The 22,915-nt window shown below is 62.7% G+C and carries 28 protein-coding genes and 1 pseudogene; 26 read left to right on the forward strand and 3 right to left on the reverse strand.

Features of this window, described 5'->3' with window-relative positions:
* Positions 1–34 precede the first annotated feature (34 nt).
* From BLV47_RS31160 to BLV47_RS31265, 23 genes are all read left to right on the forward strand, one after another.
* On the forward strand, positions 35–1,921 hold the full coding sequence (locus BLV47_RS31160; protein WP_208605320.1) for a phage terminase large subunit family protein: 1,887 nt from the start codon (positions 35–37) through the stop codon (positions 1,919–1,921).
* 15 nt (positions 1,922–1,936) lie between these two features.
* A complete protein-coding gene (locus BLV47_RS31165) occupies positions 1,937–2,152 on the forward strand; it encodes a hypothetical protein (protein WP_092320372.1) in 216 nt (71 codons plus the stop codon).
* Positions 2,153–2,154: 2 nt separating this feature from the next.
* The gene (locus BLV47_RS31170) at positions 2,155–3,762 is read left to right on the forward strand and encodes a phage portal protein (RefSeq protein WP_092320373.1); all 1,608 of its coding nucleotides are present in this window, start codon (positions 2,155–2,157) and stop codon (positions 3,760–3,762) included.
* 2 nt (positions 3,763–3,764) lie between these two features.
* The gene (locus BLV47_RS31175) at positions 3,765–4,988 is read left to right on the forward strand and encodes a S49 family peptidase (RefSeq protein ID WP_092320374.1); all 1,224 of its coding nucleotides are present in this window, start codon (positions 3,765–3,767) and stop codon (positions 4,986–4,988) included.
* 8 nt (positions 4,989–4,996) lie between these two features.
* Positions 4,997–5,347: a head decoration protein gene (locus BLV47_RS31180; protein WP_092320375.1), complete on the forward strand. Its 351-nt coding sequence runs from the start codon at positions 4,997–4,999 to the stop codon at positions 5,345–5,347.
* An 11-nt stretch (positions 5,348–5,358) separates the two neighbouring features.
* Positions 5,359–6,390 carry a major capsid protein gene (locus BLV47_RS31185; protein ID WP_092320376.1) on the forward strand — a complete coding sequence of 344 codons (1,032 nt, stop codon included), beginning with the start codon at positions 5,359–5,361 and terminating at the stop codon, positions 6,388–6,390.
* A 1-nt stretch (position 6,391) separates the two neighbouring features.
* Positions 6,392–6,568, forward strand: a complete 177-nt coding sequence (locus BLV47_RS36300) for a hypothetical protein (protein WP_167365725.1) — start codon at positions 6,392–6,394, stop codon at positions 6,566–6,568.
* 2 nt (positions 6,569–6,570) lie between these two features.
* The gene (locus tag BLV47_RS31190; protein ID WP_092320377.1) at positions 6,571–6,891 is read left to right on the forward strand and encodes a head-tail joining protein; all 321 of its coding nucleotides are present in this window, start codon (positions 6,571–6,573) and stop codon (positions 6,889–6,891) included.
* Positions 6,888–7,547, forward strand: a complete 660-nt coding sequence (locus BLV47_RS31195) for a hypothetical protein (RefSeq protein WP_092320378.1) — start codon at positions 6,888–6,890, stop codon at positions 7,545–7,547. The genes BLV47_RS31190 and BLV47_RS31195 overlap by 4 nt, the downstream gene beginning before the upstream one ends.
* A complete protein-coding gene (locus tag BLV47_RS31200; protein WP_244168981.1) occupies positions 7,540–8,055 on the forward strand; it encodes a hypothetical protein in 516 nt (171 codons plus the stop codon). The genes BLV47_RS31195 and BLV47_RS31200 overlap by 8 nt, the downstream gene beginning before the upstream one ends.
* Positions 8,052–8,642, forward strand: coding sequence for a phage baseplate assembly protein V (locus BLV47_RS31205; protein ID WP_092320379.1), 591 nt, complete (start codon positions 8,052–8,054; stop codon positions 8,640–8,642). The genes BLV47_RS31200 and BLV47_RS31205 overlap by 4 nt, the downstream gene beginning before the upstream one ends.
* Before the next feature lie 43 nt (positions 8,643–8,685).
* Positions 8,686–8,901, forward strand: a complete 216-nt coding sequence (locus BLV47_RS31210) for a hypothetical protein (RefSeq protein ID WP_092320380.1) — start codon at positions 8,686–8,688, stop codon at positions 8,899–8,901.
* A gap of 4 nt (positions 8,902–8,905) precedes the next feature.
* Positions 8,906–9,232 (forward strand): GPW/gp25 family protein, encoded by a 327-nt coding sequence (locus BLV47_RS31215; protein WP_092320381.1) that lies wholly within the window; start codon positions 8,906–8,908, stop codon positions 9,230–9,232.
* A complete protein-coding gene (locus BLV47_RS31220; RefSeq protein ID WP_092320382.1) occupies positions 9,229–10,110 on the forward strand; it encodes a baseplate assembly protein in 882 nt (293 codons plus the stop codon). Before BLV47_RS31215 ends, BLV47_RS31220 begins: the two co-directional genes overlap by 4 nt.
* 1 nt (position 10,111) lies before the next feature.
* A complete protein-coding gene (locus tag BLV47_RS31225) occupies positions 10,112–10,723 on the forward strand; it encodes a phage tail protein I (RefSeq protein WP_092320383.1) in 612 nt (203 codons plus the stop codon).
* The gene (locus BLV47_RS31230; protein ID WP_208605321.1) at positions 10,720–12,978 is read left to right on the forward strand and encodes a phage tail-collar fiber domain-containing protein; all 2,259 of its coding nucleotides are present in this window, start codon (positions 10,720–10,722) and stop codon (positions 12,976–12,978) included. The genes BLV47_RS31225 and BLV47_RS31230 overlap by 4 nt, the downstream gene beginning before the upstream one ends.
* Complete coding sequence (locus tag BLV47_RS31235) at positions 12,975–13,322, forward strand: tail fiber assembly protein (protein ID WP_092320384.1); 348 nt, start codon at positions 12,975–12,977, stop codon at positions 13,320–13,322. Before BLV47_RS31230 ends, BLV47_RS31235 begins: the two co-directional genes overlap by 4 nt.
* Before the next feature lie 98 nt (positions 13,323–13,420).
* The gene (locus BLV47_RS31240) at positions 13,421–14,584 is read left to right on the forward strand and encodes a phage tail sheath C-terminal domain-containing protein (protein WP_092320385.1); all 1,164 of its coding nucleotides are present in this window, start codon (positions 13,421–13,423) and stop codon (positions 14,582–14,584) included.
* 12 nt (positions 14,585–14,596) lie between these two features.
* Positions 14,597–15,106 (forward strand): phage major tail tube protein, encoded by a 510-nt coding sequence (locus BLV47_RS31245; protein ID WP_092320386.1) that lies wholly within the window; start codon positions 14,597–14,599, stop codon positions 15,104–15,106.
* Positions 15,107–15,117: 11 nt separating this feature from the next.
* The gene (locus BLV47_RS31250) at positions 15,118–15,420 is read left to right on the forward strand and encodes a phage tail assembly protein (RefSeq protein WP_092320387.1); all 303 of its coding nucleotides are present in this window, start codon (positions 15,118–15,120) and stop codon (positions 15,418–15,420) included.
* A gap of 141 nt (positions 15,421–15,561) precedes the next feature.
* Positions 15,562–18,156, forward strand: a complete 2,595-nt coding sequence (locus BLV47_RS31255) for a phage tail tape measure protein (RefSeq protein ID WP_092320388.1) — start codon at positions 15,562–15,564, stop codon at positions 18,154–18,156.
* 9 nt (positions 18,157–18,165) lie between these two features.
* On the forward strand, positions 18,166–19,011 hold the full coding sequence (locus BLV47_RS31260; protein ID WP_167365726.1) for a phage tail protein: 846 nt from the start codon (positions 18,166–18,168) through the stop codon (positions 19,009–19,011).
* Positions 18,986–19,192, forward strand: coding sequence for a tail protein X (locus tag BLV47_RS31265; protein ID WP_092320389.1), 207 nt, complete (start codon positions 18,986–18,988; stop codon positions 19,190–19,192). The genes BLV47_RS31260 and BLV47_RS31265 overlap by 26 nt, the downstream gene beginning before the upstream one ends.
* Here the strand turns inward: BLV47_RS31265 and BLV47_RS31270 are convergent.
* Complete coding sequence (locus BLV47_RS31270; protein ID WP_092320390.1) at positions 19,189–19,659, reverse strand: hypothetical protein; 471 nt, start codon at positions 19,657–19,659, stop codon at positions 19,189–19,191. The genes BLV47_RS31265 and BLV47_RS31270 overlap by 4 nt on opposite strands.
* A gap of 80 nt (positions 19,660–19,739) precedes the next feature.
* Here BLV47_RS31270 and BLV47_RS31275 point away from each other — a divergent pair, with 80 nt between their 5' ends.
* Both BLV47_RS31275 and BLV47_RS31280 read left to right on the forward strand, forming a co-directional pair.
* A complete protein-coding gene (locus BLV47_RS31275; RefSeq protein ID WP_092320391.1) occupies positions 19,740–20,783 on the forward strand; it encodes a phage late control D family protein in 1,044 nt (347 codons plus the stop codon).
* A gap of 27 nt (positions 20,784–20,810) precedes the next feature.
* On the forward strand, positions 20,811–21,362 hold the full coding sequence (locus BLV47_RS31280; protein WP_092320392.1) for a glycoside hydrolase family 19 protein: 552 nt from the start codon (positions 20,811–20,813) through the stop codon (positions 21,360–21,362).
* 17 nt (positions 21,363–21,379) lie between these two features.
* On the opposite strand, the gene BLV47_RS37215 is transcribed toward BLV47_RS31280, so the two are convergent.
* Positions 21,380–21,595 (reverse strand): hypothetical protein, encoded by a 216-nt coding sequence (locus tag BLV47_RS37215; protein ID WP_425272214.1) that lies wholly within the window; start codon positions 21,593–21,595, stop codon positions 21,380–21,382.
* Between BLV47_RS37215 and BLV47_RS31285 the strand changes: the two are divergent.
* Positions 21,518–21,959: pseudogene (locus BLV47_RS31285) on the forward strand (lysis protein). The gene BLV47_RS37215 and the pseudogene BLV47_RS31285 overlap by 78 nt on opposite strands.
* A 478-nt stretch (positions 21,960–22,437) precedes the next feature.
* On the opposite strand, the gene BLV47_RS31290 reads toward BLV47_RS31285, so the two are convergent.
* Entirely contained in the window at positions 22,438–22,761 is a 324-nt protein-coding gene (locus BLV47_RS31290) for a hypothetical protein (protein ID WP_092320393.1), read from the reverse strand.
* Between the last annotated feature and the right edge of the window lie 154 nt (positions 22,762–22,915).

The following is a 22,915-nucleotide window of genomic DNA, read 5'->3' on the forward strand; positions in this document are numbered from 1 at the left end:
CCGGGCCTGTCGCAAGTGGGCCCCGCCGCCACGCATGAGCGTTATCGAGTGGGCCGACCGGTTCCGCTGGCTGGCGCCGGAGGAGTCCGCGACCCCGGGTAAGTACCGCTTTGACAAGACGCCCCACCTGATCTGGCCAGGCGGACCCCTTGAAGCCCTGGACGATCCGAACGTGGTCGAGATCGTCGGTCGCAAGTCGGCCCAGGTGGCCTGGACCTCGGGGGTGATGGGTAATGCCATCGGCAAGTGGATCGACCTGGACCCCTCGCCGATCCTGATCCTGTTTCCGAAGGCCGAGGCCGCCAAGCAGTACGTGGCCGAGAAGCTGGAACCGATGATCGAGGCAACCCCACGGCTGCGCAAGAAGGTCGACCTGCGCAGCCGCAAGTTGCAACAGCGCCAGGACTTCAAGCGCTTTCCTGGCGGCTTCCTGAAAATGGTCGGGTCCAACAGCCCGGCCAGCGTGAAGTCGACGCCGGTGCCTCGGGTGGCGGTGGAGGAGCCCGACGACTGCAACCTCAACTTGAGGGGGCAGGGGGACAGCATCAAGCTGGCCAAGGAGCGTTTGAAGACCTTCCGCCGCTCCAAGATCATTATCGGCGGCACCCCGACCATCAAGGGGCTGTCGGCAATCGATGCTGAGCTGGAGCTGTCGGACAAGCGTATTGGCCTGGTGCCGTGTCACGAATGCGGGCAGGCCCACGCGCTGAGCTTCGAACACCTGCACTGCGATGAAGACCCGCACTATTTCCATGAGGTCTACGGCAAGCGTCGTCCTGAAACGGCGTTCTATGTTTGCCCGCATTGCAGCGCCATCTGGGATGATCACCAGAAGAACGCGAACCTCAAGCGCGGCCGCTGGGAAGCGACCGCCGAATTTCGCGGGATTGCCGGCTACATCATCAACGAGCTGTATGCCACGTTCCACGGCTCACGCTTCGAAGTGCTGATGGAGAAGAAGCTGCAAGCCGAGCATGCCGCCTCGAACGGCAACATTGGCCCGATGATCGCCTTCACCAACAGTTCGATGGGTGAAAGCTACGAGTACAAGAGCAACGCGCCCAAGACCGACGACCTGGAGAAACGCGCCGAGCCTTATGCCGAGCTGACCGCACCCAAGGGCGTGCTGCTGGTGACGGTTGGGGTGGACGTCCAAGGTGACCGTCTGGCGCTGCTGATTATCGGCTGGGGCAGGGGTGAGGAGTCGTGGCGGTTGTACTGGGGCGAGCTGCCCGGCAACCCCATCGACCCCCACGACCCTGTCTGGTCCGAACTGGACAAGATCATTGCTACGCCGATTCCGGTGGATGGTGGCGCCCAGATTGCGGTGTCGGCGGTGAGCCTGGACAGCTCGGACGGCAACACCAGTGACGCGGTGTACACCTACGTGCGGGACCGGCAGCGGTTCAACATCATGGCGATCAAGGGCGCGTCCATCGACAGCCGGGACCGGGAGATATTCACCAAGCCGGCGCAGTCCGCAGACACCACCCAGGACAACACCAAGGCCGCCAAGTACGGGCTGCGGGTGTACATCGTCGGCACGCACAAAGCCAAGACGCTGATCGATGGCCGGATGCGCCTCACCGGCAGCGGGCCCGGCAGGATGCACTGGTACAGCGAGATCCGCGCGGACTATTACGAGCAGGTCACCAACGAAGTGCTGGCCCCGCATCCCCGCCAGCCCAGCAAGATGGTCTGGCAGAAGAAGGCCGGCCGGCGCAACGAGGCGCTGGACTGTGAGGTGTACGCACTGCACGCGGCTCGCAGCCTCAAAACGCACCTGCTGCGCGACAACGAATGGGACCAACTGGAGCAGCAACTGCTCCAGCCCACCCTCTTTACCACCGAGCAGGCGGTAGCCCCGGTTCCACGTCGCGCAGCAAGTCGTGGCAGGGGCACCCGGAGCCGCGTCGGCTAACCACTGAGGTTCAACATGACTGATGCACAACAACGCCTGGCGGAAGTCAGGGCGGCGATCTCGGCCGTCCTGAAAACAGGCCAGCGCCTGCGCCGGGCTGATCGTGAGATCCAGCTGGCCGAACTCAATAGCTTGCGGCTGCTGGAAAAACAGTACGCCTCCGATGTCGCCGCCGAGCAGGCCGCGCTCCAGGGACGTGGTCGTAATCGCGTTTCCTACATGGGGATTTGATCATGTGGCCATTCCGTAGCCGAGAGGCACCGGCCGAGCAACTGATGCGCGAGGCCATCAAGGTGGCCCGGGCCTCGGTTGACGGCGGGCAAGTTGTCGCCCAGGGCGGCGGCGGTGGCGTTGAAACCCGTTGGCGTGGCGCCTCGCGGGTGCTACGCAGCATGGCCAGCTGGATACCCGGCCTGGGCAGCCCTCGCCGTGACTTCAACCAGGGCGAGCGGCGCATGCTGGTTGCGCGCTCCCGCGATGCGATGCGCAATCACCTGATCGCCCGGGCGGCCATCACCCGGCTGCGCACCAACGTGGTGGGCACCGGCCTGGTGTGTCGGGCCCAGGTCGACCACGAAGCCCTGGGCTTGACGGAGGAGCAGGGCGACGCGCTCAACGGCAAGCTGGACCGGATCTGGTCACTGTACGCCGATGACCCTCGCGAATGTGATGCCGAGGCCACCTTGAACCACTACCAGCTCCAGGCCCTGGTGCTGGTGTCGTCGTTGGTGGCGGGAGATGTGTTGGTGGCCAGCCCGGACCAAGAGCGGGCCGGTTGCGTGTTCAGTACTCGACTGCAACTGATCGAGTCCGACCGGGTGAGCAACCCAAACAGTGGATTGGACCGGGTCAACCTGGTCGATGGCGTCGAGTTTGACGACCTGGGTGCCCCGGTCGCTTACCACGTCTGCACCGGCTATCCCGGCGAATACTTGGCCGGGCGTCCCCTGTCCTGGGAGCGGCTGACAGCCTTTGGTGCTGCCACCGGACGCCGCAGGGTGCTGCATGTCCTGGCGGATAAGGAGCGGCCGGGCCAGAAGCGCGGCATGCCCTACCTGGCCCCGGTGCTGGAGCCGTTGCAGAAGTTGGAGCGCTACAGCAGCGCCGAGCTGATGGCGGCGGTGATCTCGGCAATGTTCACCGTGTTCATCAAGAAAAGCTCTGACTTCCAAACGAGCAATCTGCCAATGACGGCCTTGTCCGATGAGAAGCCCGAGGGCGACAACACCTCGGACGGTGAGTTGAGTCTGGGCGAAGGCGCCGTGGTGGATCTCGGTGTGGGTGAAGAACCGGTGGTGGCCAACCCAGGACGGCCGAACGCTCAGTTCGATCCGTTCTTCTCGGCCGTGGTGAAGGAGATCGGCGCCGCCCTCGAGCTGCCCCTGGAGGAGTTGCTGTTGCACTACAGCAGCAGCTACAGCGCCGCCCGGGCTGCGATGCTGCAGGCGTGGCGCTTCTACAGCCTGCGGCGCTGGTGGCTGGCCTGTGACTTCTGCCAGCCCAGCCGTGAACTGGTGATCGATGAAGCGGTGGCCCGAGGGCTGATCGACCTGCCTGGCTACAGCGACCCAGCCAAGCGCAAGGCGTATTGCCAGGCGCTGTGGATCGGCCCGGCCCGTGGCGCCATCGACGAGCTGAAGGAGGCCAACGCCGCCGGCAAGCGCATCGATATCGGTGTCAGCAACGAAACGCTGGAGACCGCGGCCATGACCGGCGAGCCCTGGCAGCAGGTGTTCCGCCAGCGCGTGCGCGAGGTTGAGCAGCGGCGCAAACACAACCTGCAGGCGCTGCCCAAGGGCGGGTTGGAAAACCCGCCTGAACCCGAACCCAAAGAGGAATAACCATGTCGCGAGCATTTGAGCTGGCTGCGTCGCAGCCCTGGCTGATGCTGCCTGCTGCCCTGGATAACCTGCTGGCCATCTCCGACCGGCTGGGCGACCCAATGGCCCTGGAAGCCAAACGCGCCGAGCGGCTGGACAACACCCGGCGCGTCACGATGCGCAACGGCGTGGCCGTGGTGCCAGTGGTGGGGCCGATCTTTCGCTACGCCAATCTCTTTACCGAGATCAGCGGGGCGACCAGTACCCAGGTGCTGGCCACGGACATTCAGCAGGCGCTGGATGACCCCAAGGTCAAGGCCATTGTCCTGAATATCGACAGCCCTGGTGGCGTGGCATCGGGCATCAACGAGCTGGCCGAGCTGATCTACGCCGGCCGGGACCGTAAGCGGATTGTCTCGTACATAGGCGGTACAGGCGCCAGTGCGGGCTACTGGATCGCCTCGGCCGCCAGCGAAATCGTGATCGATGAGGCCAGCCTTGCCGGCAGCATCGGTGTCGTGGTCGAGGCCGTGGTGGAGGGGGAGAACGCCACCGGGCGCAAGCGATACCAGATTGTCAGCCGCAACGCTCCGAACAAGCGCCCGGATCTGGCCACCGAAGAGGGTCGGGCCAAGATCGGCGAAACCATCGACGCCTTGGGCGAGGTGTTTGTGGGCAAGGTCGCCCGCAACCTGGGCGTTGCCGCTGAGAAGGTCCCCGAGATGGGCGATCACGGCGGGTTGCGCGTCGGTGCCGATGCCGTCAAGCACGGCCTGGCCCACCGCGTGGGCTCGCTGGAAGCATTGATAACCGAACTGGCCAAGCCGGCCATCACCACCAACCCAAGGATACACACCATGACCACTGTCACGACTACGGCTGAGCTGCGCACCGCTCTGGCAGCCGGCACCGACCCCGCCACCATCGAAATTGCCCAGGCCTCCCAGCCTGACCTGGGCGCGATTCGCACCGAGGCCGCGACGGTCGAGCGCGAGCGCATCAAAGGTATCAATGCCCTGGCCAGTAAGGGTTTCGAACAGGAGATCGAAGCCGCCATCGATAACGGCAGTTCGGTCGAGGCCACCGCCCTGGTGCTGTTCAAGGCGGCCCAGGACCGGGGTATTTCGCTCCAGGGCATCAAGAGCGATGCCCAGGGCGTGACCGGCACCACCCCGGCCGGCGACAGCAAAGAGGTCGAGCGTAAGGCGGCCGTTAGCGCAATCGTTGTTGGCGCCTCGCGCCGTTAGGAGATTCCATGACTAACCCTAAACGTGACACCTACACCCCCCGCCAGATCACGGCGGGCGATTTCCCCGTTGTTGTCGATACCGGGGTCATTGCTGTCGGCCAGAAGCTGCTCGCCGGCGCTGTGCTGGGGCAGGTAACGGCTTCCAAGGAGTACGTGCTGTGCAAGGCCGCGGCCGAGGACGGTTCGAAAGCCCCGGTGGCCATTCTCGACCAGGACGTCGACACCACCGAGGGCGCCAAGGGCGCGCCTGTTCGCCTGACGGGTCAGGTGCTGGGCAAGCAGCTCACCCTGGGCGAGGGCTTGTCCCTGGCCGAAGCCAAGGCCGCCCTGCGGCATCTGTGCATTTTCATTCGCTGATCGGAGCCACCATGACTGATATTTTCGACACCCTGACCATGCTGGAAGCGGTCGAGCAGATGACGCCGCCGCGCCGCTTTCTGATGAACACCTTTTTCAATGGTTCGGTCCCGCAGACCTTTGGCACCAAGACGGTGACCATCGATATCGTCAAGGGCCAGCGGAAGATGGCGCCGTTTGTTCATCCTTCGCTTCCGGGTAGCGTGGCTTCCCGCAAGGGCTTTGTATCGAACACCTACGAGCCGCCTTACATCCAGCCCAAGCTGGCAACCAATGCCGAGCTGATTCTCAAGCGTGCTGCCGGTGAGAGCCCATTCTCTACCCGCACTCCGTTGCAGCGTGCGGGCGAGCAACTGGGGCGGGACATTCTGGATCTTGACGAGCAGATTGTTCGCCGCGAGGAGTGGATGTGCGCGCAGGCGCTGACCACCGGCAAGGTCCGCGTCATTGGTGAAGGGGTGGATGACACCATCGATTTTCAGATGGAGGACAGCCACAAGATCACGCTCGGGCAAGGGCGCTGGAACACTTCGGATTCGGACCCAATTGCCAACCTGCGCCAGTGGCACCGCCTGGTGGCCAAGGACTCCGGGCGCACCGCAGGTGTGGCGGTGTTGAGTGCCGAAGCGCAGGACGCTTTCCAACGCAACGACACTGTTCTTAAGCAGCTCAACAATCGCCGGGTGGACATGGGCATCATCAGGCCTGAGCTGTTGCCCGATGGTGTCACCTACCTGGGTTATCTGAATGATCCGGGTGTCGACCTGTACGTCTACAACGAATGGTATCTGGACGACGCAAGCAATGAGGTGCCGCTGATCCCTGCTGGCGGGTTGATCCTGGGGTCTACTGGCACCCGAAACGCGATGCTGTACGGCGCGATTCAGGACCTCAATGCCATCGAAAGTGGTCTGGTCGAAGCTGCGCGTTTCCCAAAAAGCTGGGTGACCGAGGAGCCAAGCCAGCGTTGGCTGAAACTCCAGAGCGCGCCGCTGGCTGGCCTACTGGAACCGAATGCCTTCATCTACGCAAAGGTGGTGTGACATGGCCGCGAAAGTTGAATACGTGGTGCTGGACGGCTGCATTCAGGACGGTAACAAGATCGTCAAGAAGGGCGAAGTCTACGACCCGCCCAACACCGAGGTTCGGGATCTGTTGCTGGAAGACGGCAAGATCACCAAGCGCGGGAAGCTGGACGCCGAGCAGGCCGGGGACGACTGATCATGTCCTTTCGCGACCGCATGTCATTGATGGATGCACGGCTGCTGGACGCTCTAGGTGATGAAGCCGTGATCGAGGGTATTGCACAGCCGGTGCCCGGCTTTCTTGCCGCGCCCTGGCTACGGCCGAAGCTGGGGCAGATCAACACAGGGATGCGAGAGCCGCGCTTTGAGATCCGTGTCAGCGATGCGGCGGGTATCACCCCGGGTCGGCAGGTCTCGATTGACCTGCCGGCTCAGGATGGCGGCGGCAACTATGACCTGGTGCGCGTCGACCCGGCCCAGGCAGGCTGGGTGGCACTGGTGTTGAGGGCTAGACCATGAGCGTCGGTAGCTACGCCAAGTTGACCTCCCAAGACGGGATGATCACCTTGCAGCCCTCGGCAGCCGATTTGCAGGCGTTCCAGGACTTTGCCGCCCTGGTGCCCAAGGCCGCTGCAGCTGCCCAACGTCGGGCCATCAACAAGACCCTGGGCTGGTTGCGTACCCACATTGCTCGAGCTGTCAGCGCCAAGGAACGGATTGTTGTCGGTGCAGTTCGCCAGCGTCTGCGGGCGTACTCGGTCAACAGCAACGGGCAGGGGCGGCTGTGGTTCGGCATCAACCCGATTGAGTCGAGTCGGATTGGTCGGGCCCGCCAGAACCGTACTGGTGTGTCGGTCGCGGGCCGGCGCTATCAAGGCGCGTTCTTCAAGCGTGTCTATGGCGGCAAGGCCGACATCTGGATTCGTACCAGCAGCAAGCACTTCAACGCGAAGGACTACCCCGAAAGCGATCTGTCGAGCAGCAGCTCGGGTTCGGGGTGGGTGTCAGAGCAGGACAACCGTTTTCCGTTGGCGAAAGCCAAGGTGTCGCTCGATGACGTGCGCCCGAGCTTTGAAGAATGGGTCCGGCGGGCGGATGAGCGCTTGCTTGTGATCCTTGAGCAGGAACTGAACTTTGAGCTGCAGAAGTATCTGCGAGGGACTAACCGTGTCTGATGAATCCTTCAGCCTTGATCAGCTGTATAGCGCTATTGAGCAGCGCATCCGGGAGGCGATTCCCGGTCTGGAGTATGTGGGCACCATGCCGCATATGCTTGAAAGCGTGGCGTTACCGGCGGTTGTCGTGGAACTGGTGGAGTTTGAGCCTGGACACGACCCGCTTACGGGTGAAGTGGCGTTGCAGACTCGCTTTGAAGCCCGGGTGATTGTGGGGGCCGAACAGCCTGATTGTGAGCAGCAGGCCGCGTTTGGTGCGTCCCAGCTCGCAGTGCTGTTGCGCATGCAGACTTGGGGGGTGGCAGCGGTCGAGCAGGCAGAGTTTGTGCGGGCGGGCCGGGATTGGACCCGCCCTGAACTGGACACCCTCGCAGTCTGGGCCGTGGAGTGGACCCAGGGCATTTACATTGGCCAGGAGGAATGGCCCTGGCCGGACCAACCCGCGGCTTTTCTTGAGCCGCGCCTGGGTGAAGATGCACCGAGTGTGCGTGTTGAGGTCGAACCATGAGCTACGTTTCCGCGGCTCATGACCGCATGATCGCGGGACTGATCATCCCTTGCAGCGTTGTCGGGGTGGACCTGGCCGCCGCCATGGTGCGGGTTTCCGACGGTGCCGGTTGGACCAGCGCCTGGGTGCGCTGGCACAGCCAGGCCGCTGGTAAGGCTCGACACTGGCGGGCGCCCAGCCTGGGCGAGCAGGGGGCCTTGATCAGCCCCAGCGGCGAGCCGGCTCAGGGCACTTTCATTGCTGGCCTGTACGGCAATGCCGGCCCTCAGCCGGATAACCGCGAGCATGTCGAAGTCTGGCGCTTCGACGACGGTGGCTCGCTGGTCTACGACTGGCAGGCCAAGAGCTACAGCATCAGCCTGCCCAGCGGTACGGTGACCATTCAGGTCGGCGGCAGCTCGGCGGTGATCACTGATAGCGCGCTCACCGGCCAGGCCAGCACCATCAGCCTGACCGGGCAAATCACCTTGACCGGTGAAGTACAAATCAACGGCGCGAGCCTGAAGCACAACGGGGTCAACATCGGCTCGACCCATACCCATGCCGACGTAACGCCCGGAAGTGGGAAAACCGCCGTGCCTCAATGACCACCAGCCCGCTATCGCGGGCCTTTTTTCGCCTGGAGCAAATATGACCACGACCAAGAAACCCGCCGAGCAACCCGGCGGGGAGCCGGCAGCACCTGACGCTTCGGTGTTCCGCGACACCCTCTACACCTCCCGCGTGCTGATTTTGCCGGATGGTCGGCCCCTGACTGTGAAGCAGGGCCAGGTAACGGCCGACGCCGGCGACAGTGTGGCGCTGGAGTACCTGCGCAAGCATTCGGACCTACAGCCGCAGGAGTGACGCGATGATCGGAATGGATCGCCGAACGGGCCAGCCGCTGTCGGGCATCGAGCATGTACGGCAGTCCATCGAGGACATCTTGAGCACGCCCCTGGGCAGTCGCCGGATGCGCCCGGAGTACGGCAGCGACCTGCGCCGCTATGTCGACCTGCCCGTCACTGGCGGTTGGAAGAGCGCCGTCCAGGCTGAGGTGGCTCGGGCGCTGTTGCGCTGGGAGCCGCGGTTGAAGCTGGAACGGGTGCAGGTGGTGGCCGTCGTGGGTGGCCAGATCAGCTTTCAGCTGACGGGCCTGTACCTGGGGGATAACGCGGTATTGGAGGTGACGGCATGAGCATCCTGGACTTGTCGGCCCTGCCGGCGCCTCCGGTGCTGGAGCCCCTGGACTTTGAGGCGTTGTACCAGGGCAAGCTGGCGATGTTTCGTCAGTACATGGGGGAGAACTGGACCGCTGACTTGGAAAGCGACCCGGTCACCAAGCAGCTGGAACTGTCGGCCTACGGGGATTTGCAGCTGCGCGCCCGGATCAATGACGCGGCCAAGGCGTTGTTGTTGGCCCATGCCAAGGGCCCGGACCTCGATCACCTGGCGGCCAACGTCAAACTGCAGCGTCTGGTGATCCAGGCGGGTGATCCTCTGGCGGTGCCGCCGGTGGCTGAGGTCAAGGAGGTGGACGACGCTTTGCGCGAACGCATCCAACTGGCCTATGAGGGGCTGACCACGGCAGGCCCGCGCAACAGCTACATCCTGCATGCCCGCAACGCCTCGGCCCTGGTGGCCGATGCCGAAGCCGAAAGCCCGTCGCCGGCCTGTGTCACGGTCACGGTGTTGAGTCTGGAAGGTGACGGCCGCGCGGCTCCCGAGCTGTTGGCCAAGGTGGCAGCGGCCCTCAATGACGAGAACGTGCGCCCGCTGGGGGATCGCGTCACCGTGCAAAGTGCCCAGGTTTTGCCGTATCGCATCGAAGCGGTGTTGCACATGAAGGGCCCGGGCCCGGAAAGCGATGCGGCCCTGGCCGAGGCCCTGCGCAAGTTGGCGGCCTGGACCAACCCGCGGCGTCGGCTGGGTATCGAGGTAGCCCGCTCAGCCATTGATGCCCAACTGCATGTCGCCGGTGTTGCTCGGGTCGAGCTGATCGGCTGGCAGGACATCGCCCCGACCCGAGCCCAGGCCGCGTACTGCAACGGCTACAGCGTCACGCTGGGGGGCTGACATGAGCAGCTTACTGCCGATCAACAGCACGCCCCTGGAGCGCGCCCTGGAGGTTGCTGACGCCAAGGCGGGAGACACCGCCCAGATACTGCGAGCCCTCTACAACCCCAGCACCTGCCCGGCGCACCTGCTGCCGCAATTGGCCTGGGCCTGGTCGGTGGATCGCTGGGACCCGCGCTGGCCGGAAACGGTCAAGCGTAATGCCATTCGTGCCTCGTTCTTCATCCATGCGCGCAAGGGCACCATCGGCGCGCTGCGCCGGGCGGTGGAGCCGCTGGGCTATTTGATTGAGGTGGTCGAGTGGTGGCAGACGGTTCCCCAGGGGCCGCCGGCCACCTTCGCGCTGAAAGTCGGGGTGCTGGATACCGGCATCACCGAGGAGATGTATGCCGAGTTAACCCGGTTGATCGACGACGCCAAGCCCGTCAGTCGGCACATGACCGGCCTGGCCATCAGCCTGGAAAGCAGCGGGGTGATCGGTTTCGGCGCCTATGTCGACCAGGGCGAGGTGATCGACGTTTACCCGCCGGCTCCCCGCGATATCGAAGTGACCGGCCGTTATGGGCAGGTCATGTGCATTGATGAAATAGACACTCTGGATGTGTACCCATGATTGATTCCAACAGTCAGTTCTTCGCCATTCTCACGGCGGTAGGCGAGGCGAAACAGGCCAACGCCACCGCCCTGGGTATCCCCTGGACCTTCAAGGAAATGGCCGTGGGTGATGCCAATGGCACCGACCCCATTCCCAACCGGGCCCAGACCAAGCTGCTCAATGAATGGCGCCGGGCGCCGGTCAACCAGGTGCGCACCGATCCGGCGAACCCGAACCTGATCATCACCGAACAGGTGATTCCGTCGGATGTCGGCGGGCGCTGGATTCGCGAAATCGGCCTGTTCGACGCCGACGGCGACCTGGTGGCGGTGGCCAACTGCGCACCGAGCTTCAAGCCGCTGCTGGCCCAGGGCACTGGCAAGACCCAGATCATCCGCATGAATTTCATTGTGTCGAACACCGCGCAGATCGTGCTGAAGATCGATCCTGCGGTGGTACTGGCTACCCGCGAGTATGTCGACAATGCGGTGATCGATGCCCTGGCCAGGATGGACTTCAAGCATTCGGCGCTGGTGGCCACCACGGCCAACATCGCCTTGAGCGGGATTCAGACCATCGACGGCGTGTTGCTGCCTGCCGATGCCCGAGTGCTGGTGAAGAACCAGACCCAGGCCAAGGACAATGGCCTGTACGTGGTGTCGTCGACGGGCGTGTGGAAGCGTGCCCAGGATGCCGACACCAGCCTGGAAGTTACCCCGGGGCTGTTCGTCAGTATCGAGACCGGCGCCGTCAATGGCGACAGCGTCTGGCAACTGGTGACCGATGGGCCGATTGTTCTGGGCAGCACCGCGCTGACCTTCGATATGGTCGCCGGCCGAACCGGCGTCAATGCTGGTGCCTATGGCAACGTCACGGTAGACAAGTATGGCCGGGTGATCGCCGGGACCAACCCGAACACCCTGGCCGGGCATGGCATCACCGACACCTACACCAAGGCCGAGATCGAGTCGATTGTCGCCAAGGCGTCAGCGCTGTCGGTGGGCTCGATAGTGGCCTTTCCCAAGACCAGCGTGCCGCCGGGTTTTCTGGAGATCGATGGCAGCGTGCAGAGCGCTGCGACCTATCCAGACCTGGCAGCTTATCTGGGCGGTACCTACAACAAGGGGGATGAGGGCACGGGTAACTTCCGACTGCCAGAGTCCCGCGGTGAATTCCTTCGTGGTTGGGACCACGGGCGCGGTGTTGACCTAGGGCGGGGCCTGGGTGTGTATCAGCTCGATGCGCTGCAGAACATTACGGGCACTATCAGTGCAGCTGACTCGACCGGCCTGGCCCAGGCACTAACCGGAGTCTTCAGCGGTTCATCGGCATCTGTGACAAAAGGTAATGTAGTTGCTGCCAATGCATATACAACAGTTAACTTTGACGCTTCGCGTGTTGTGAGAACTGCCACTGAGACTCGCCCTCGTAACCTGGTGGTTATGTGGTGTATCAAGGCCTGGAGCGCCCCGGTTAATCAGGCGAACATCGATGTTGCCGCCCTGGCCGAGCAGGTCCGCAACATGAGCAAAAATCAGGTCGTAGGGCTGCATCGAAACCTTAGCTGTTCTGCGTCAGGCCTGAGCGCGCTCATCAACGTGAAAGCTGATCAGCTCATCGTTGGGAATGGTGCTTTCACGAAGTCGCTATCCGGTATCGGCTTGAGCATTAGCGTGGAGAAAGTCGGCGCCAATGGGCTGGACAAGGGCCCGCTGGAAGGGTCGACCTGGTACGCCATCTGGGTGATCGAAGGTGAGTCAGGAGTGGCTGGCCTGTTGTCTCTTAGTGAGACCGTCCCGTTTCTGCCGGAAGGCTACTCGTTCAAGGCTCGGGTGGGTTGGATTCGTACCGATGCCACGGCCAGCAAGTACCCGCTGGGATTCACTCAGTGGGGGCGGCGCGTGCAATACCTTGTTATTGCTGGAACAAATGTCCCCCTACCGCGGCAGATGGCCAGCGGTGTAACCGGCTCGCCCTCCTCGGGGTTGTGGACAATCGTGTACGTATCGGCGTTTGTGCCGCCGACAGCGGCCACTATCGCTGTTGGGGTAGCCGCTCCCACTAGCAACTCCTCAACGATGGTTGCACCGAATGCCACCTACGGCGGAGTGTCGACACTGAACAACCCCCCGTTTGCAGCCGTCACCACTCAGACGGGCGCGGCTGGGGCTGTGCAAGCGGTTGAAGTCTTGCTTGAGGGACCGCGGGTTTGCTGGGCCGGGTCCGGCTCAGGTAGTGCCATATATGCCTACGGCTGGGAGGACAGTCTATGAGTGGTTTTGCGGTGAGAAATGACAGAGCGAGTTGGCGCGCAGTCGATCGCCCTGATCAGCTCGATGCAGATGAATACTACTGCGCTGAGAATCCGCCCGATCCAGTACCCCAACTGGGGGAGCTTGCAACGCTGGCGATTGAACAGCGTGATCGGCTGCTGGCTGCAGCTGCAAATCGCATGGGGCCATTGCAGGATGCAGTGGAGGCCGGCCAGGCAACTGAAGATGAGGTAGCACGCCTGCAGCAGTGGAAGACCTACCGGATCGATCTCAATCGGATTGAGCAGCAGGAAGGCTATCCAGCCGCCATCCGCTGGCCCACCTCCCCAGATCAAACTGAGTAAACGCCCCGCACCGACGGGGCGTTTTCTTTCCAGCGCTTCGGCGCTCGTACCGACCCAGCCTCGCATATGCGGGGCTTTCTCATTTCTGGAGCCTATCCATGAGTTTCTTTCACGGCGTTACCGTCACCAACGTGGACACCGGCGCACGCACCATCTCGCTGCCCACGTCCTCGATCATCGGTCTGGTGGACACCTTCACTGAAGGCCCGGCGGCCACAGCCAAGGCCAACGACCTGCTGTTGATCACCAACGAGCGCGAGGCTATCGCCGCCTGGGGCGCGGATGCGGCCATCACCAAGGCGTGCCAGGCCATCTACCAGCGGGCCAAGGCGGTGATCGTCGCGTGCGGCGTGGCCAAGGTTCAGGACGCCGCGCAGCAAACCTCGGCGATCATTGGCGGCGTGCTGGCCAACGGCAAGCGTACCGGCCTGCAGGCGCTGCTGGACGGCAAAAGCCGATTCAATGCCCAGCCGCGGTTGCTGGTGACTCCCAAGCACAGCGCGACCCTGGCTGTCGGCACTGCCCTGGTAGCCCTGGCCGACAAGCTGCGTGGCCTGGCCATTCTCGATGGGCCCAACACCACCGACGAGGCGGCCATGGAGTACGCCAAGAACTTCGGCGCCAAGCGGGCTTACCTGGTCGACCCGGGGATTCAATACTGGGACACCGAGGCAAGCGCCACCGTCGGCGCACCGGGGGCGGCCTGGACGGCTGGCCTGTTCGCCTGGACTGACAACGAGTACGGGTTCTGGGCTTCGCCCTCGAATAAGGAGTTCGTCGGCATCACCGGAACAGGCCGGCCTATCGAGTTCCTCGACGGTGACGAGACCTGCCGGGCCAACCTGCTGAACAACGCGAACATCACCACCATCATTCGCGATGCCGGGTTTCGCCTGTGGGGTAACCGCACGCTGTCCAGCGATCCGAAGTGGGCCTTTGTCACCCGGGTGCGAACCATGGATATCGTCATGGACGCCATCCTCTACGGCCACAAGTGGGCGGTGGACCGCTCGATCACGGCCACCTACGTCAAGGATGTGACCGAGGGCCTGCAGGCGTTTATGCGCGACCTGAAGAATCAGGGCGCGATCATCAATTTCGAGGTCTACGCGGACCCAGAGCTGAACACCGCCAGCCAGCTGGAGCAGGGCAAGGTGTACTGGAACATCCGCTTTACCGATGTGCCGCCCGCCGAGAACCCGAATTTCCGCGTCGAGGTCACCAATCAATGGTTGACCGAAGTCCTCGATAAAGCCGCTTAAGGAGCCGCAGCAATGGCAATGATTCCCGAAACCCTGGCCAACATGAATCTGTTTGTCGATGGCGTCAGCTTCCAGGGCGATGTGCCCAGCCTGACCCTGCCCAAGCTCACGCTCAAGACCGAGGAACATCGGGCCGGCGGCATGGACCTGCCGGTGGAGCTGGATATGGGCATGGAGAAGCAAGAGGCCGGGTTTACCACCACCGGCGTGCGCCGCGACTCGCTGCGCATGTTCGGCTTGGCCGATGGCACGGCGTTCAACGGTGTGTTCCGTGGCGCCTTCAAGGGCCTGAAGGGGCGGGTCACCCCGGCGATTGTGACCCTGCGCGGCCTGCTCAAGGAGGTGGACATGGGCGATTGGAAGGCCGGCGACAAGGCCGAGATCAAGCACAACGTGGCCCTGACCTACTACAAGCTGGAAGTCGACGGCCGCCTGATCTACGAGATCGATGCCCTCGGCATGAAGCGCGTGATTAACGGCGTCGACCAGCTCGCCGCCCAACGTTCGGCCCTGGGCCTGTAAGGAAAACCCTCATGACTCAAGCAAAGAAAACTCCGGCCTGGATGACCCTGAGCACGGATAGCGTAGTGGTGGCCCTGACCAAGGCTGTCGAGCTGAACGGCGTGCAGTGCGACAAGATCACCCTGCGGGCCCCGACTGTGCGCGACGTGCGGGCAGCCAACATCGCCGCCGGCGGCGACGACGAGCAGCGCGAACTCGCGCTGTTCTCCAGCCTGGCCGAGGTCGGCAGCAAGGACCTGGAGGGCATGACCCTCAAGGACTACCAGCGTCTGCAGGCCGGCTATTTTCGCCTGGTGCAAGACGACGAACTTTGACCCGGCGGTGCTGAAGATGGCGGCAAAGCGGCTCGCCAGCGAGCTGCATTTTTCCGCTGAAGAAATCATGACCATGCGCTTTTCCGACATGGTCTGGTGGCTCACGGACTGAGCCCGTCACCGCGGGTAAAGGGGGATCGGATGGCGCGCAATCTCGCGTTGGGGTTGGTGATTGGTGGTGCCGTCAGTGCGACGGTGGGGGCTGCCTTCAAGACGGTTGAAAACCGGATCAAGAAACTGGAGGAGCAGGGCAACAAGGCCAAGGTGCTGAAAAACACCATCGGCGAAACCATGCGTCTGCGCGATGAATGGAAAAAGGCCCACGACAGTGGCGCGGCTTCTGCAGCCGGACTGCTGAGCAAGCTGGAGCGGAACCTGGAAAACCTGCGTAAGCAGGGCATCCAGGTGGGCAAGTTGCGCCAGGAGTACCAGGCCCTCGGCCGGGTGGCCAAGGGTGCCGACCTGCAGCTCAAAGGGCACCAGCAGATCAAGCAGGGCAAGGAGGGGTTGAAGTCGGGCATTGGCCAGGCCGTGGCGGGAACCGCTGCTGTCGCGATCCCGACCAAGATCAGCGCCGACTATCAAGCGATCATCCGGGACATTGCGATCAAGGCCAACGTGGCGAACAAGCCGCAAGAAGCCGAGATGTCCCGCACCATTATTCAGACCTCGAAAGACACCGGCATGGGTCGCAACGAGGTGGCCGACCTGGTTAACCAACTGGTTGGCGCGGGTATGGAGCTGGACAAGGCGCTGGCCTATGCGCCGGTGGCGGCCAAGTTTGCTGTCGGCCAGGGCTCGGGCGGTGAAGACACGGCCAGGATGATCCAGGCGCTGGAGCAGAACGCCAAGATAACCGACCCCAAGATCATGGAAAAGGCCCTGGAAGCTATCGCCCTGCAAGGCCAGGCCGGCAGCTTCGAAGCGGCGGACATGGCGCGTTGGTTCCCGCAGTTGCTCGCGGGGATGGGCAAGATGGAAATCACCGGCATGGACGCGGTGACTCAGTTGGGCTCGATGCTGCAAGTGCAGATGAAGACTGCCGGTGGTTCCGATGAAGCGGCCAACAACCTGAAAAACTGGATGGAGAAAATCGGCTCCAGTGAAGTGGTCAAGGCGTACAAGGATGCGGGCATTGACTACCAGGCGTCGATGGCCACCGGGATTCAAAATAATAAGTCGACCCTGGAATCCAGCTTCGAACTGGCTATGCGTTACATCAAGGCCACCGACCCGGCCAAGGCTGCGAAGATGGCCGAAGCTCAAGCGAAGATCAGCAAGGAGACGGACCCCGCCAAGGCCAAAGCGATGCTGAACGCATTGGAGCAGTCCCTGCGCACGGGCGACCTGTTCGCGGACATGCAGGTCAAGGCGGCGCTTATGGCGTACTCGCAGAACCGTGAGTTGTACCAGCAGCTTAAGAAAGACTCGCTCAGTGCTAAGGGCATCCTCGACAAGAACCTGGCCGAGCGCCGCGAAACCTCCTCGCAGCTCTGGGCCGAAACCGCGCAGGCGATGAACGACGGCATGCGTGCGGTCGGGGATGCGCTGCGGCCGGCGACGGATGCGGTGGCCAGGGGCATCAAGACGGTGGCTACCTCCTTGACGGGGCTCACGGAAAAAATGCCGGGTGTGGTCGCCGGTGTCACCGCCGTGGGCGCGGGCCTGCTCGCACTGAAAAGCGTGGTCTCGGCGTTCAAGATCGGTAAGGGCCTGCTGAACGTTGCCCGGGGTTCGCTGATGGGCAACCCGAATGTGATTCAACGGGTGTTTGTCACAAACGCCGGCGCCATGGGTGGCGGTGATTACGACCTTGACGGCGGCCGGGACAAGAAGAGCAGTAAAGGTGGTAAGGGGGCTCAGGGTGGATTTCGCGACCGACTTGGCAGGGCCGGACAGGCTCTGAGAAATTTTTTCAGACCGGGTGTTGTGGGCCGGACGGTCAAGGGAGCGGCAGGACTGGGATCGTCCGCCTTGAAAGGGGTGGTCAACCTGGGGACTTCGGCACTGAAAGGCGTCGGCTCCATGGTCAAGGGGATTTCACCTTGGGTTAAGGGTGGTGGGCTGCTCTCTGCGTTGGGCTCCGGCCTCAAGATTGCGGACACCTACCAGAATGCCAAGACCAAGGACGAGAAGGCCGAAGGCTATGGCGGTGCGGCTGGGGGCCTGGCGGGTGCCATGATCGGCACCAAGGCCGGCCTGGCGGCCGGTGCTGCGATTGGCTCTATCGTTCCCGGGCTCGGTACGGCCATTGGTGGCGCGGTGGGGGCTGCTGTTGGCGGCGCCCTCGGATACTGGGGCGGCGATGCCCTGGGTGGGTACGCGGGTAAGGCGATGTTCGGTTCCGACCCGGGGCTTAAACGAATGCCCGACGCTGGCCCGCTGATGATGCGCGATGCCGGGAAGAACATCCCTCCGGTGATGGGTGATATCGCCAAGTCCTTCAGTCCTCGCCAGGCGCCGCCGGTGATGGGGCAGGTGGTGCGCTCGATGGAAGCTGCAGCACCTTCTGCAGCAGTGCCTGCGATGCTTAAGGCGCCTGAGCCTGCGAAGGCTTTGCCGCCCAAGGTCGACCAGCAATTCACGTTCTCCCCAACAATTCCCATCACGGTGAATGGCGACGTCAAGGACCCGGCCCAACTGGCGCGGGAGGTGGAACCGCACCTGCGGCGGATGTTCGACGAGTACGGAAGGCAGGCCGCGGCCCGGCAGTTGTCGGATGAACCACATGTCTAAGGAGGCCCCATGGCCTATATGGAACAGTTGCAATCAGGGCTCCAGTCCCTGGTTGCAGCAGGGGAGGCTGGGCGTACCAGTGCCGACGGCATGTTGACCCCCCTGAACGGTGCAATCGGCGATATCACCGGAGCGGCTTCGGAGCTGGAGAACGTGCCATTTGTGGGGCCTGAGATCGGCGCCAAGCTGCAGCGCACCCTGCGTGGGATCACAGCAGCGCAGTCGGTAGTCGGCCAGGTCGCTGCCGGCTACAGCCAGGCGGTGTCGGCGGCGGGGCAGATCCAGCAGCGGCTCGGCAGCCTGCAAGAGCAGACAGCCCGGGCCGGTGCGGCGATCAACCGAATCGGCGGCCAGGCCAGCCCAGCCTTGGGCAACATCTTCCCGAGTGGTGCGTTAGGTGGTCAGGGGACGCCGGCGGCCGCGGCGGTAAAACCATTTCCGCACCTGCTGATCATTCACCCGCTGCGCCCTGGTGGGCAGCCTTACTACTTCAACCTCGACACCGCGGCCTTTGACGAGCTGCGGCGGCAGACAGCATTCCGTTGGGCCGGCCAGGAACGCCTGACCCGCAGCATTGCCCAGCAAGCGGTGGGGCAGGGCGACGACAAGATCACCCTCAAGGGGGCGGTGTTTCCAGGGTTCAAGGGTGGGCTCGGTCAGTTGCAGAAGTTGCGCAGCATTGGCCGCCGGCTCCAGCCGCTGAGTCTGACTACAGGCTATGGCGAAGTGCTGGGCACCTGGTGCTTGACCAGCCTCGAGGAGGAGCAGAGCCACCTGCTGGCCGGGGGTGTACCACGTAAGCAGGGCTTTTCACTGGAGTTTGTAAGCTATGGCGACGACATGCAGAACGTCTGATGGGGATCTGCTCGACACCCTCTGTTACCGGTTCTACGGGCATCTAAATGGCAGTGTCGAGGCGGTGCTGGATGCCAACCAAGGGCTGGGTGATGAACCCCAGCCGTTCCAGGCTGGGGTGTTGATCGTACTGCCGGAGCTGCCGGCGGCGGTCGATGCCGTGGTGCAGCTGTGGGATTAGCCCGCAGCCTGGGCGCACTCCTTGGCGGCCGCCTGGTAGGACATATGGTTTTCGGAGTACTGCCGAGCGTCCTTGAAAATCATGCCTTGCCAGGAAGTATTGGCATCGATTGCTGCGGAGCGGCATTTAGCGAAGGGGGCGAACAGCGTTCCGAAACGGTCGCTTTCATCCATTAACTTTTTCAGTGCAATGGCCTGATCGCGAGCTTGTTTGCCGTCCATGGTTCCGGACAGGGCTAGGTTCTGGCCGTGTTCTACCGTCTTGTTTAGGCGCTTGAGGAATTCGCGGGCTTCCTCGGGTTTGATCTTCTTGGCGGCTTCCTGCGCCGCTATGGCTTGCCGTCCGCGTTCTGCTGCTTCGGCGCTGACGGGCTGATCGTCGCCCAGATCTATCACCCGCAATTTCTGTTCGGCCTGGGCCATCGATGCGGCCAATAGGCACAGCGTCAATCCGAAAATCCTTTTCATTCCTTCAACTCCTGTAGGGGCAATGGTCGCCGGATTCTATGCAGTCCTGGCGGTTCCGTCACTCGGGGGAGGTTTTTTGCATGACACCCATTTTCCGAATCGTCGCGGATGGCCGCGACATCACAGCCCTGATCAACGACCGACTGGTGACCCTGCGGACCTCGGATAAACCCGGCATGGAGTCGGACGAGTTTGAGTTGCGGGTAGACGACCGTGACCGGGCCGTGGCGCTGCCCAGCCGAGGGGCGAGTATCGAGGTGTTCATGGGCTACGCCGGCCAGTCGATGGCCCGCCTAGGACGCTACATGGTGGACGAAGTGGTGGTATCAGGTCCGCCGGACACCATCGAGATCCGCGGCAAGGCCAGCGATATGCGCGGCAGCGGCAAGACCACTCGCAGCGGCAGTTGGGAGGATGTACCGCTGCAGCAGATCGTGCGCGACATTGCCGCCCGCAACGGCTGGCAGCCGGTCTGCCCGGTTACCACCAAGGTGCCCCGGGTCGATCAGCTCAATGAATCCGATTTCAACTTCATCACCCGCTTGGCCAAGCAGTACGACTGCACGGCCAAGGTGGCCGATGGCAAGCTGCTGGTGCTGCCGCGGCAGGCGGGGCAGAGCACGACCGGCAAGGCCCTTGGCACGGTCACCATCACGCGCCGCGATGTGAGCCGTTACCAGTTTCGGCTTGGCGATCGCAGTACGCACAAGGCGGTGCAGACCAAGCACCAGGACAAGAAGAGCGGCAAGCTCCAGGTTGTCGACCTGGGCAACGAGGATTCGCCGGACGGGCTGCCGCCGGTGCACACCGACCGCCATATCTACCCGAACAAGTCCGCCGCAGAGCAGGCCGCCAAGGCCCGGCTGGCAGCGTTCAATCGCAGCACCGCGGGCGTGCGTCTGGAGATGCCCGGGCGTACTGACCTGATCGCGGAACGCATGATCAATGCCCAGGGCTTCAAGGCCGGCCTCGATGGTGAGTACCTGGTCGACTCGGTCGAGCAGGTGTTTACCCAGTCCGGGTGGAGCACCACCGTTGAATGCAACGGCGGCAAGAAGGGTAAGGCGAAGGCCAAGGGCAAGAAAAAGAAAGCAACCAAGCCGCTCAGGGTCGAGCAGCTCTAAACCCCATCACCACTGGAGAAATCACGCATGACCATTACTGCGCAGCAGCTGCTGCAGATCCTCCCCAACGCCGGCGCTAAAGCCGGCGTTTTTGCTCCTGCTCTCAACGCGGCCATGAGCAAGTACGCGATCATCACCCGGCTGCGGATGGCAGCGTTCATCGCGCAGATCGGCCACGAGTCCGGCCAGTTGCAGTGGGTGCGCGAGCTGGGCAGCGATCAGTACTTGAGCAAGTACGACACCGGCACCCTGGCCAAGCGTCTTGGCAATACCCCAGAAGCGGATGGCGACGGCCAGAAGTACCGGGGGCGGGGGCTGATTCAGATCACCGGCCGGGCCAACTATGAAGCCTGCAGCGAGGCGCTGTTCTGCGATTCGCGATTGCTCAATACCCCGGAGCTGCTGGAGAGCCCGGTTTATGCGGCGCTGTCGGCGGGCTGGTTCTGGCAACGTGCGAGCCTGAATACCTTGGCCGACAAGGGCGACTTTCTCACCATCACGAAACGTATCAATGGCGGCACCAATGGCCTGGCGGACCGTGAGGCGCTGTATGAGCGCGCCCTTGAGGTGCTGGTGTGAAGGCCCCGGGTTGGTTGTTACCAGCCCTGGCCCTGGTGCTGGGGGTCGCCCTGGGTGGTTGGCTGGCCTGGACGTGGCAGGCCAACGCCTACGGCAAGGATCTGGCGGACCAAGCCGATTCGTACGGCAGGGACCGCGCGCAGGCCGCCGCAGCGGTGATCGACTGGCAGGAAACCCAGCAGGACGCCCGCCGGGAGCTGGAGGACCGCCTGCAGGCGAATGACAAAACTCACTACAAGGAATTGCGCGATGAACAAGCGAAACAGGCTCGCCTGCGCGGTCAGCTGGCTACTGCTGATGTCCGGCTGTCAGTCCTACTCAACACCACCGCCTCGGGTGGTAGCGGTGGGGTGTCAACCACCGCCGGTGCCGGCGGCCTGGTTCATGGAGCGACGAGAGCCGAACTTGACCCAGCGGCTGCTCAACGAATTGTCAACCACCGCCGGTGCCGGCGGCCTGGTTCATGGAGCGACGAGAGCCGAACTTGACCCAGCGGCTGCTCAACGAATTGTCGCCATCGCCGGAGATGGTGACCAGGGACTGATCGCCCTGGCGGCCTGCCAGAGCTACGTCAAAGAAATCGTTTCAACGAAGTAATAATGCCCCCGCACCGAGCTAAGGTGCGGGGGCTTTTTCCGTTAGATAAACAGCTGTGGGATCAAGCTGCCGAGTTTTACAAGCCAGTAGATCGCTTGTAATGCTCGGATCAGCTCATCTGGAAAAAATCGCTTCATCCAGTGCTCTCCGTTCAGGGGTTGAGAATGCCAACCTGTGACCAGGTGGCGCCTCGCAACGAAGGGAGAAAAATTTGATAGACCGTTATTTACGGCCAGTCATTTTGCTGATAGACTATGTTTGTGGTCATAGTTTTATTTCCCTTCTTGCTGGTCCGATAGTACCACCAGAGTATCTGGGAATAAACATTGCGTTCAGAAAAAGCCGCTTATGCGGCTTTTTTTGTTTCTGATTCTGCTGGATGCAGCGTTGGTATCTGGCCTGGGGCGGCCTGCGCAGAAATATGAAGGGGTGGATTTCTCTTTTTCAAAATGCCCTGCAACCGTTGTTACTCAGGGCTTTAGGGCATTCTTGTTTCAGGTATCTGTCGGCGTAGGTTTTCGTTGGCCCGTTCCTGGCTGCGGATAGTCAGCTCTAGGTCCCGGACATGCTGGCGCAACCTTGCCGCTTCCCCTGAGCGCTCTCGAAGCCGTGCCAGAGCTTCGTCACGATCACTTTCTGTCTGAGCCTGAAGGTTCACCAGCTTGAAAATGTTTTCCCGGGCTGCGCGCAGTTGCTGATTCAGCTCAGCAATTTCATTTTCCAGCAGCAGGATGTGCTGCTTGCTGGTTTCCAGGGGCGAAGGGATGCCCAGCCAATCTGCTGTTTCGTCTTCGGCGTGCACGGTACTACCTCGAATCCAATGCTGTATTTATATACAGTAATCTAGGCGAGGGCTGATCGCGATTTGAGGCGACGAGCTGCTGAATGGTAATCGTAGCTTTAGGGCAAATTTAGGGCAAAGCAGGGGCCGCTATAGGCCGCTATGTACCTTTCGA

Source organism: Pseudomonas saponiphila (assembly GCF_900105185.1).
Classification (GTDB): Bacteria; Pseudomonadota; Gammaproteobacteria; order Pseudomonadales; family Pseudomonadaceae; genus Aquipseudomonas; species Aquipseudomonas saponiphila.

Bases quoted from the DNA above. Each gene is read 5' to 3' on its own strand.
- BLV47_RS31160 (WP_208605320.1), top strand. From the start codon at position 35: ATGAGCGTTATCGAGTGGGCCGACCGGTTCCGCTGGCTGGCGCCGGAG.
- BLV47_RS31165 (WP_092320372.1), top strand. From the start codon at position 1,937: ATGACTGATGCACAACAACGCCTGGCGGAAGTCAGGGCGGCGATCTCG.
- BLV47_RS31170 (WP_092320373.1), top strand. From the start codon at position 2,155: ATGTGGCCATTCCGTAGCCGAGAGGCACCGGCCGAGCAACTGATGCGC.
- BLV47_RS31175 (WP_092320374.1), top strand. From the start codon at position 3,765: ATGTCGCGAGCATTTGAGCTGGCTGCGTCGCAGCCCTGGCTGATGCTG.
- BLV47_RS31180 (WP_092320375.1), top strand. From the start codon at position 4,997: ATGACTAACCCTAAACGTGACACCTACACCCCCCGCCAGATCACGGCG.
- BLV47_RS31185 (WP_092320376.1), top strand. From the start codon at position 5,359: ATGACTGATATTTTCGACACCCTGACCATGCTGGAAGCGGTCGAGCAG.
- BLV47_RS36300 (WP_167365725.1), top strand. From the start codon at position 6,392: ATGGCCGCGAAAGTTGAATACGTGGTGCTGGACGGCTGCATTCAGGAC.
- BLV47_RS31190 (WP_092320377.1), top strand. From the start codon at position 6,571: ATGTCCTTTCGCGACCGCATGTCATTGATGGATGCACGGCTGCTGGAC.
- BLV47_RS31195 (WP_092320378.1), top strand. From the start codon at position 6,888: ATGAGCGTCGGTAGCTACGCCAAGTTGACCTCCCAAGACGGGATGATC.
- BLV47_RS31205 (WP_092320379.1), top strand. From the start codon at position 8,052: ATGAGCTACGTTTCCGCGGCTCATGACCGCATGATCGCGGGACTGATC.
- BLV47_RS31210 (WP_092320380.1), top strand. From the start codon at position 8,686: ATGACCACGACCAAGAAACCCGCCGAGCAACCCGGCGGGGAGCCGGCA.
- BLV47_RS31215 (WP_092320381.1), top strand. From the start codon at position 8,906: ATGATCGGAATGGATCGCCGAACGGGCCAGCCGCTGTCGGGCATCGAG.
- BLV47_RS31220 (WP_092320382.1), top strand. From the start codon at position 9,229: ATGAGCATCCTGGACTTGTCGGCCCTGCCGGCGCCTCCGGTGCTGGAG.
- BLV47_RS31225 (WP_092320383.1), top strand. From the start codon at position 10,112: ATGAGCAGCTTACTGCCGATCAACAGCACGCCCCTGGAGCGCGCCCTG.
- BLV47_RS31230 (WP_208605321.1), top strand. From the start codon at position 10,720: ATGATTGATTCCAACAGTCAGTTCTTCGCCATTCTCACGGCGGTAGGC.
- BLV47_RS31235 (WP_092320384.1), top strand. From the start codon at position 12,975: ATGAGTGGTTTTGCGGTGAGAAATGACAGAGCGAGTTGGCGCGCAGTC.
- BLV47_RS31240 (WP_092320385.1), top strand. From the start codon at position 13,421: ATGAGTTTCTTTCACGGCGTTACCGTCACCAACGTGGACACCGGCGCA.
- BLV47_RS31245 (WP_092320386.1), top strand. From the start codon at position 14,597: ATGGCAATGATTCCCGAAACCCTGGCCAACATGAATCTGTTTGTCGAT.
- BLV47_RS31250 (WP_092320387.1), top strand. From the start codon at position 15,118: ATGACTCAAGCAAAGAAAACTCCGGCCTGGATGACCCTGAGCACGGAT.
- BLV47_RS31255 (WP_092320388.1), top strand. From the start codon at position 15,562: ATGGCGCGCAATCTCGCGTTGGGGTTGGTGATTGGTGGTGCCGTCAGT.
- BLV47_RS31260 (WP_167365726.1), top strand. From the start codon at position 18,166: ATGGCCTATATGGAACAGTTGCAATCAGGGCTCCAGTCCCTGGTTGCA.
- BLV47_RS31265 (WP_092320389.1), top strand. From the start codon at position 18,986: ATGGCGACGACATGCAGAACGTCTGATGGGGATCTGCTCGACACCCTC.
- BLV47_RS31270 (WP_092320390.1), bottom strand. From the start codon at position 19,659: ATGAAAAGGATTTTCGGATTGACGCTGTGCCTATTGGCCGCATCGATG.
- BLV47_RS31275 (WP_092320391.1), top strand. From the start codon at position 19,740: ATGACACCCATTTTCCGAATCGTCGCGGATGGCCGCGACATCACAGCC.
- BLV47_RS31280 (WP_092320392.1), top strand. From the start codon at position 20,811: ATGACCATTACTGCGCAGCAGCTGCTGCAGATCCTCCCCAACGCCGGC.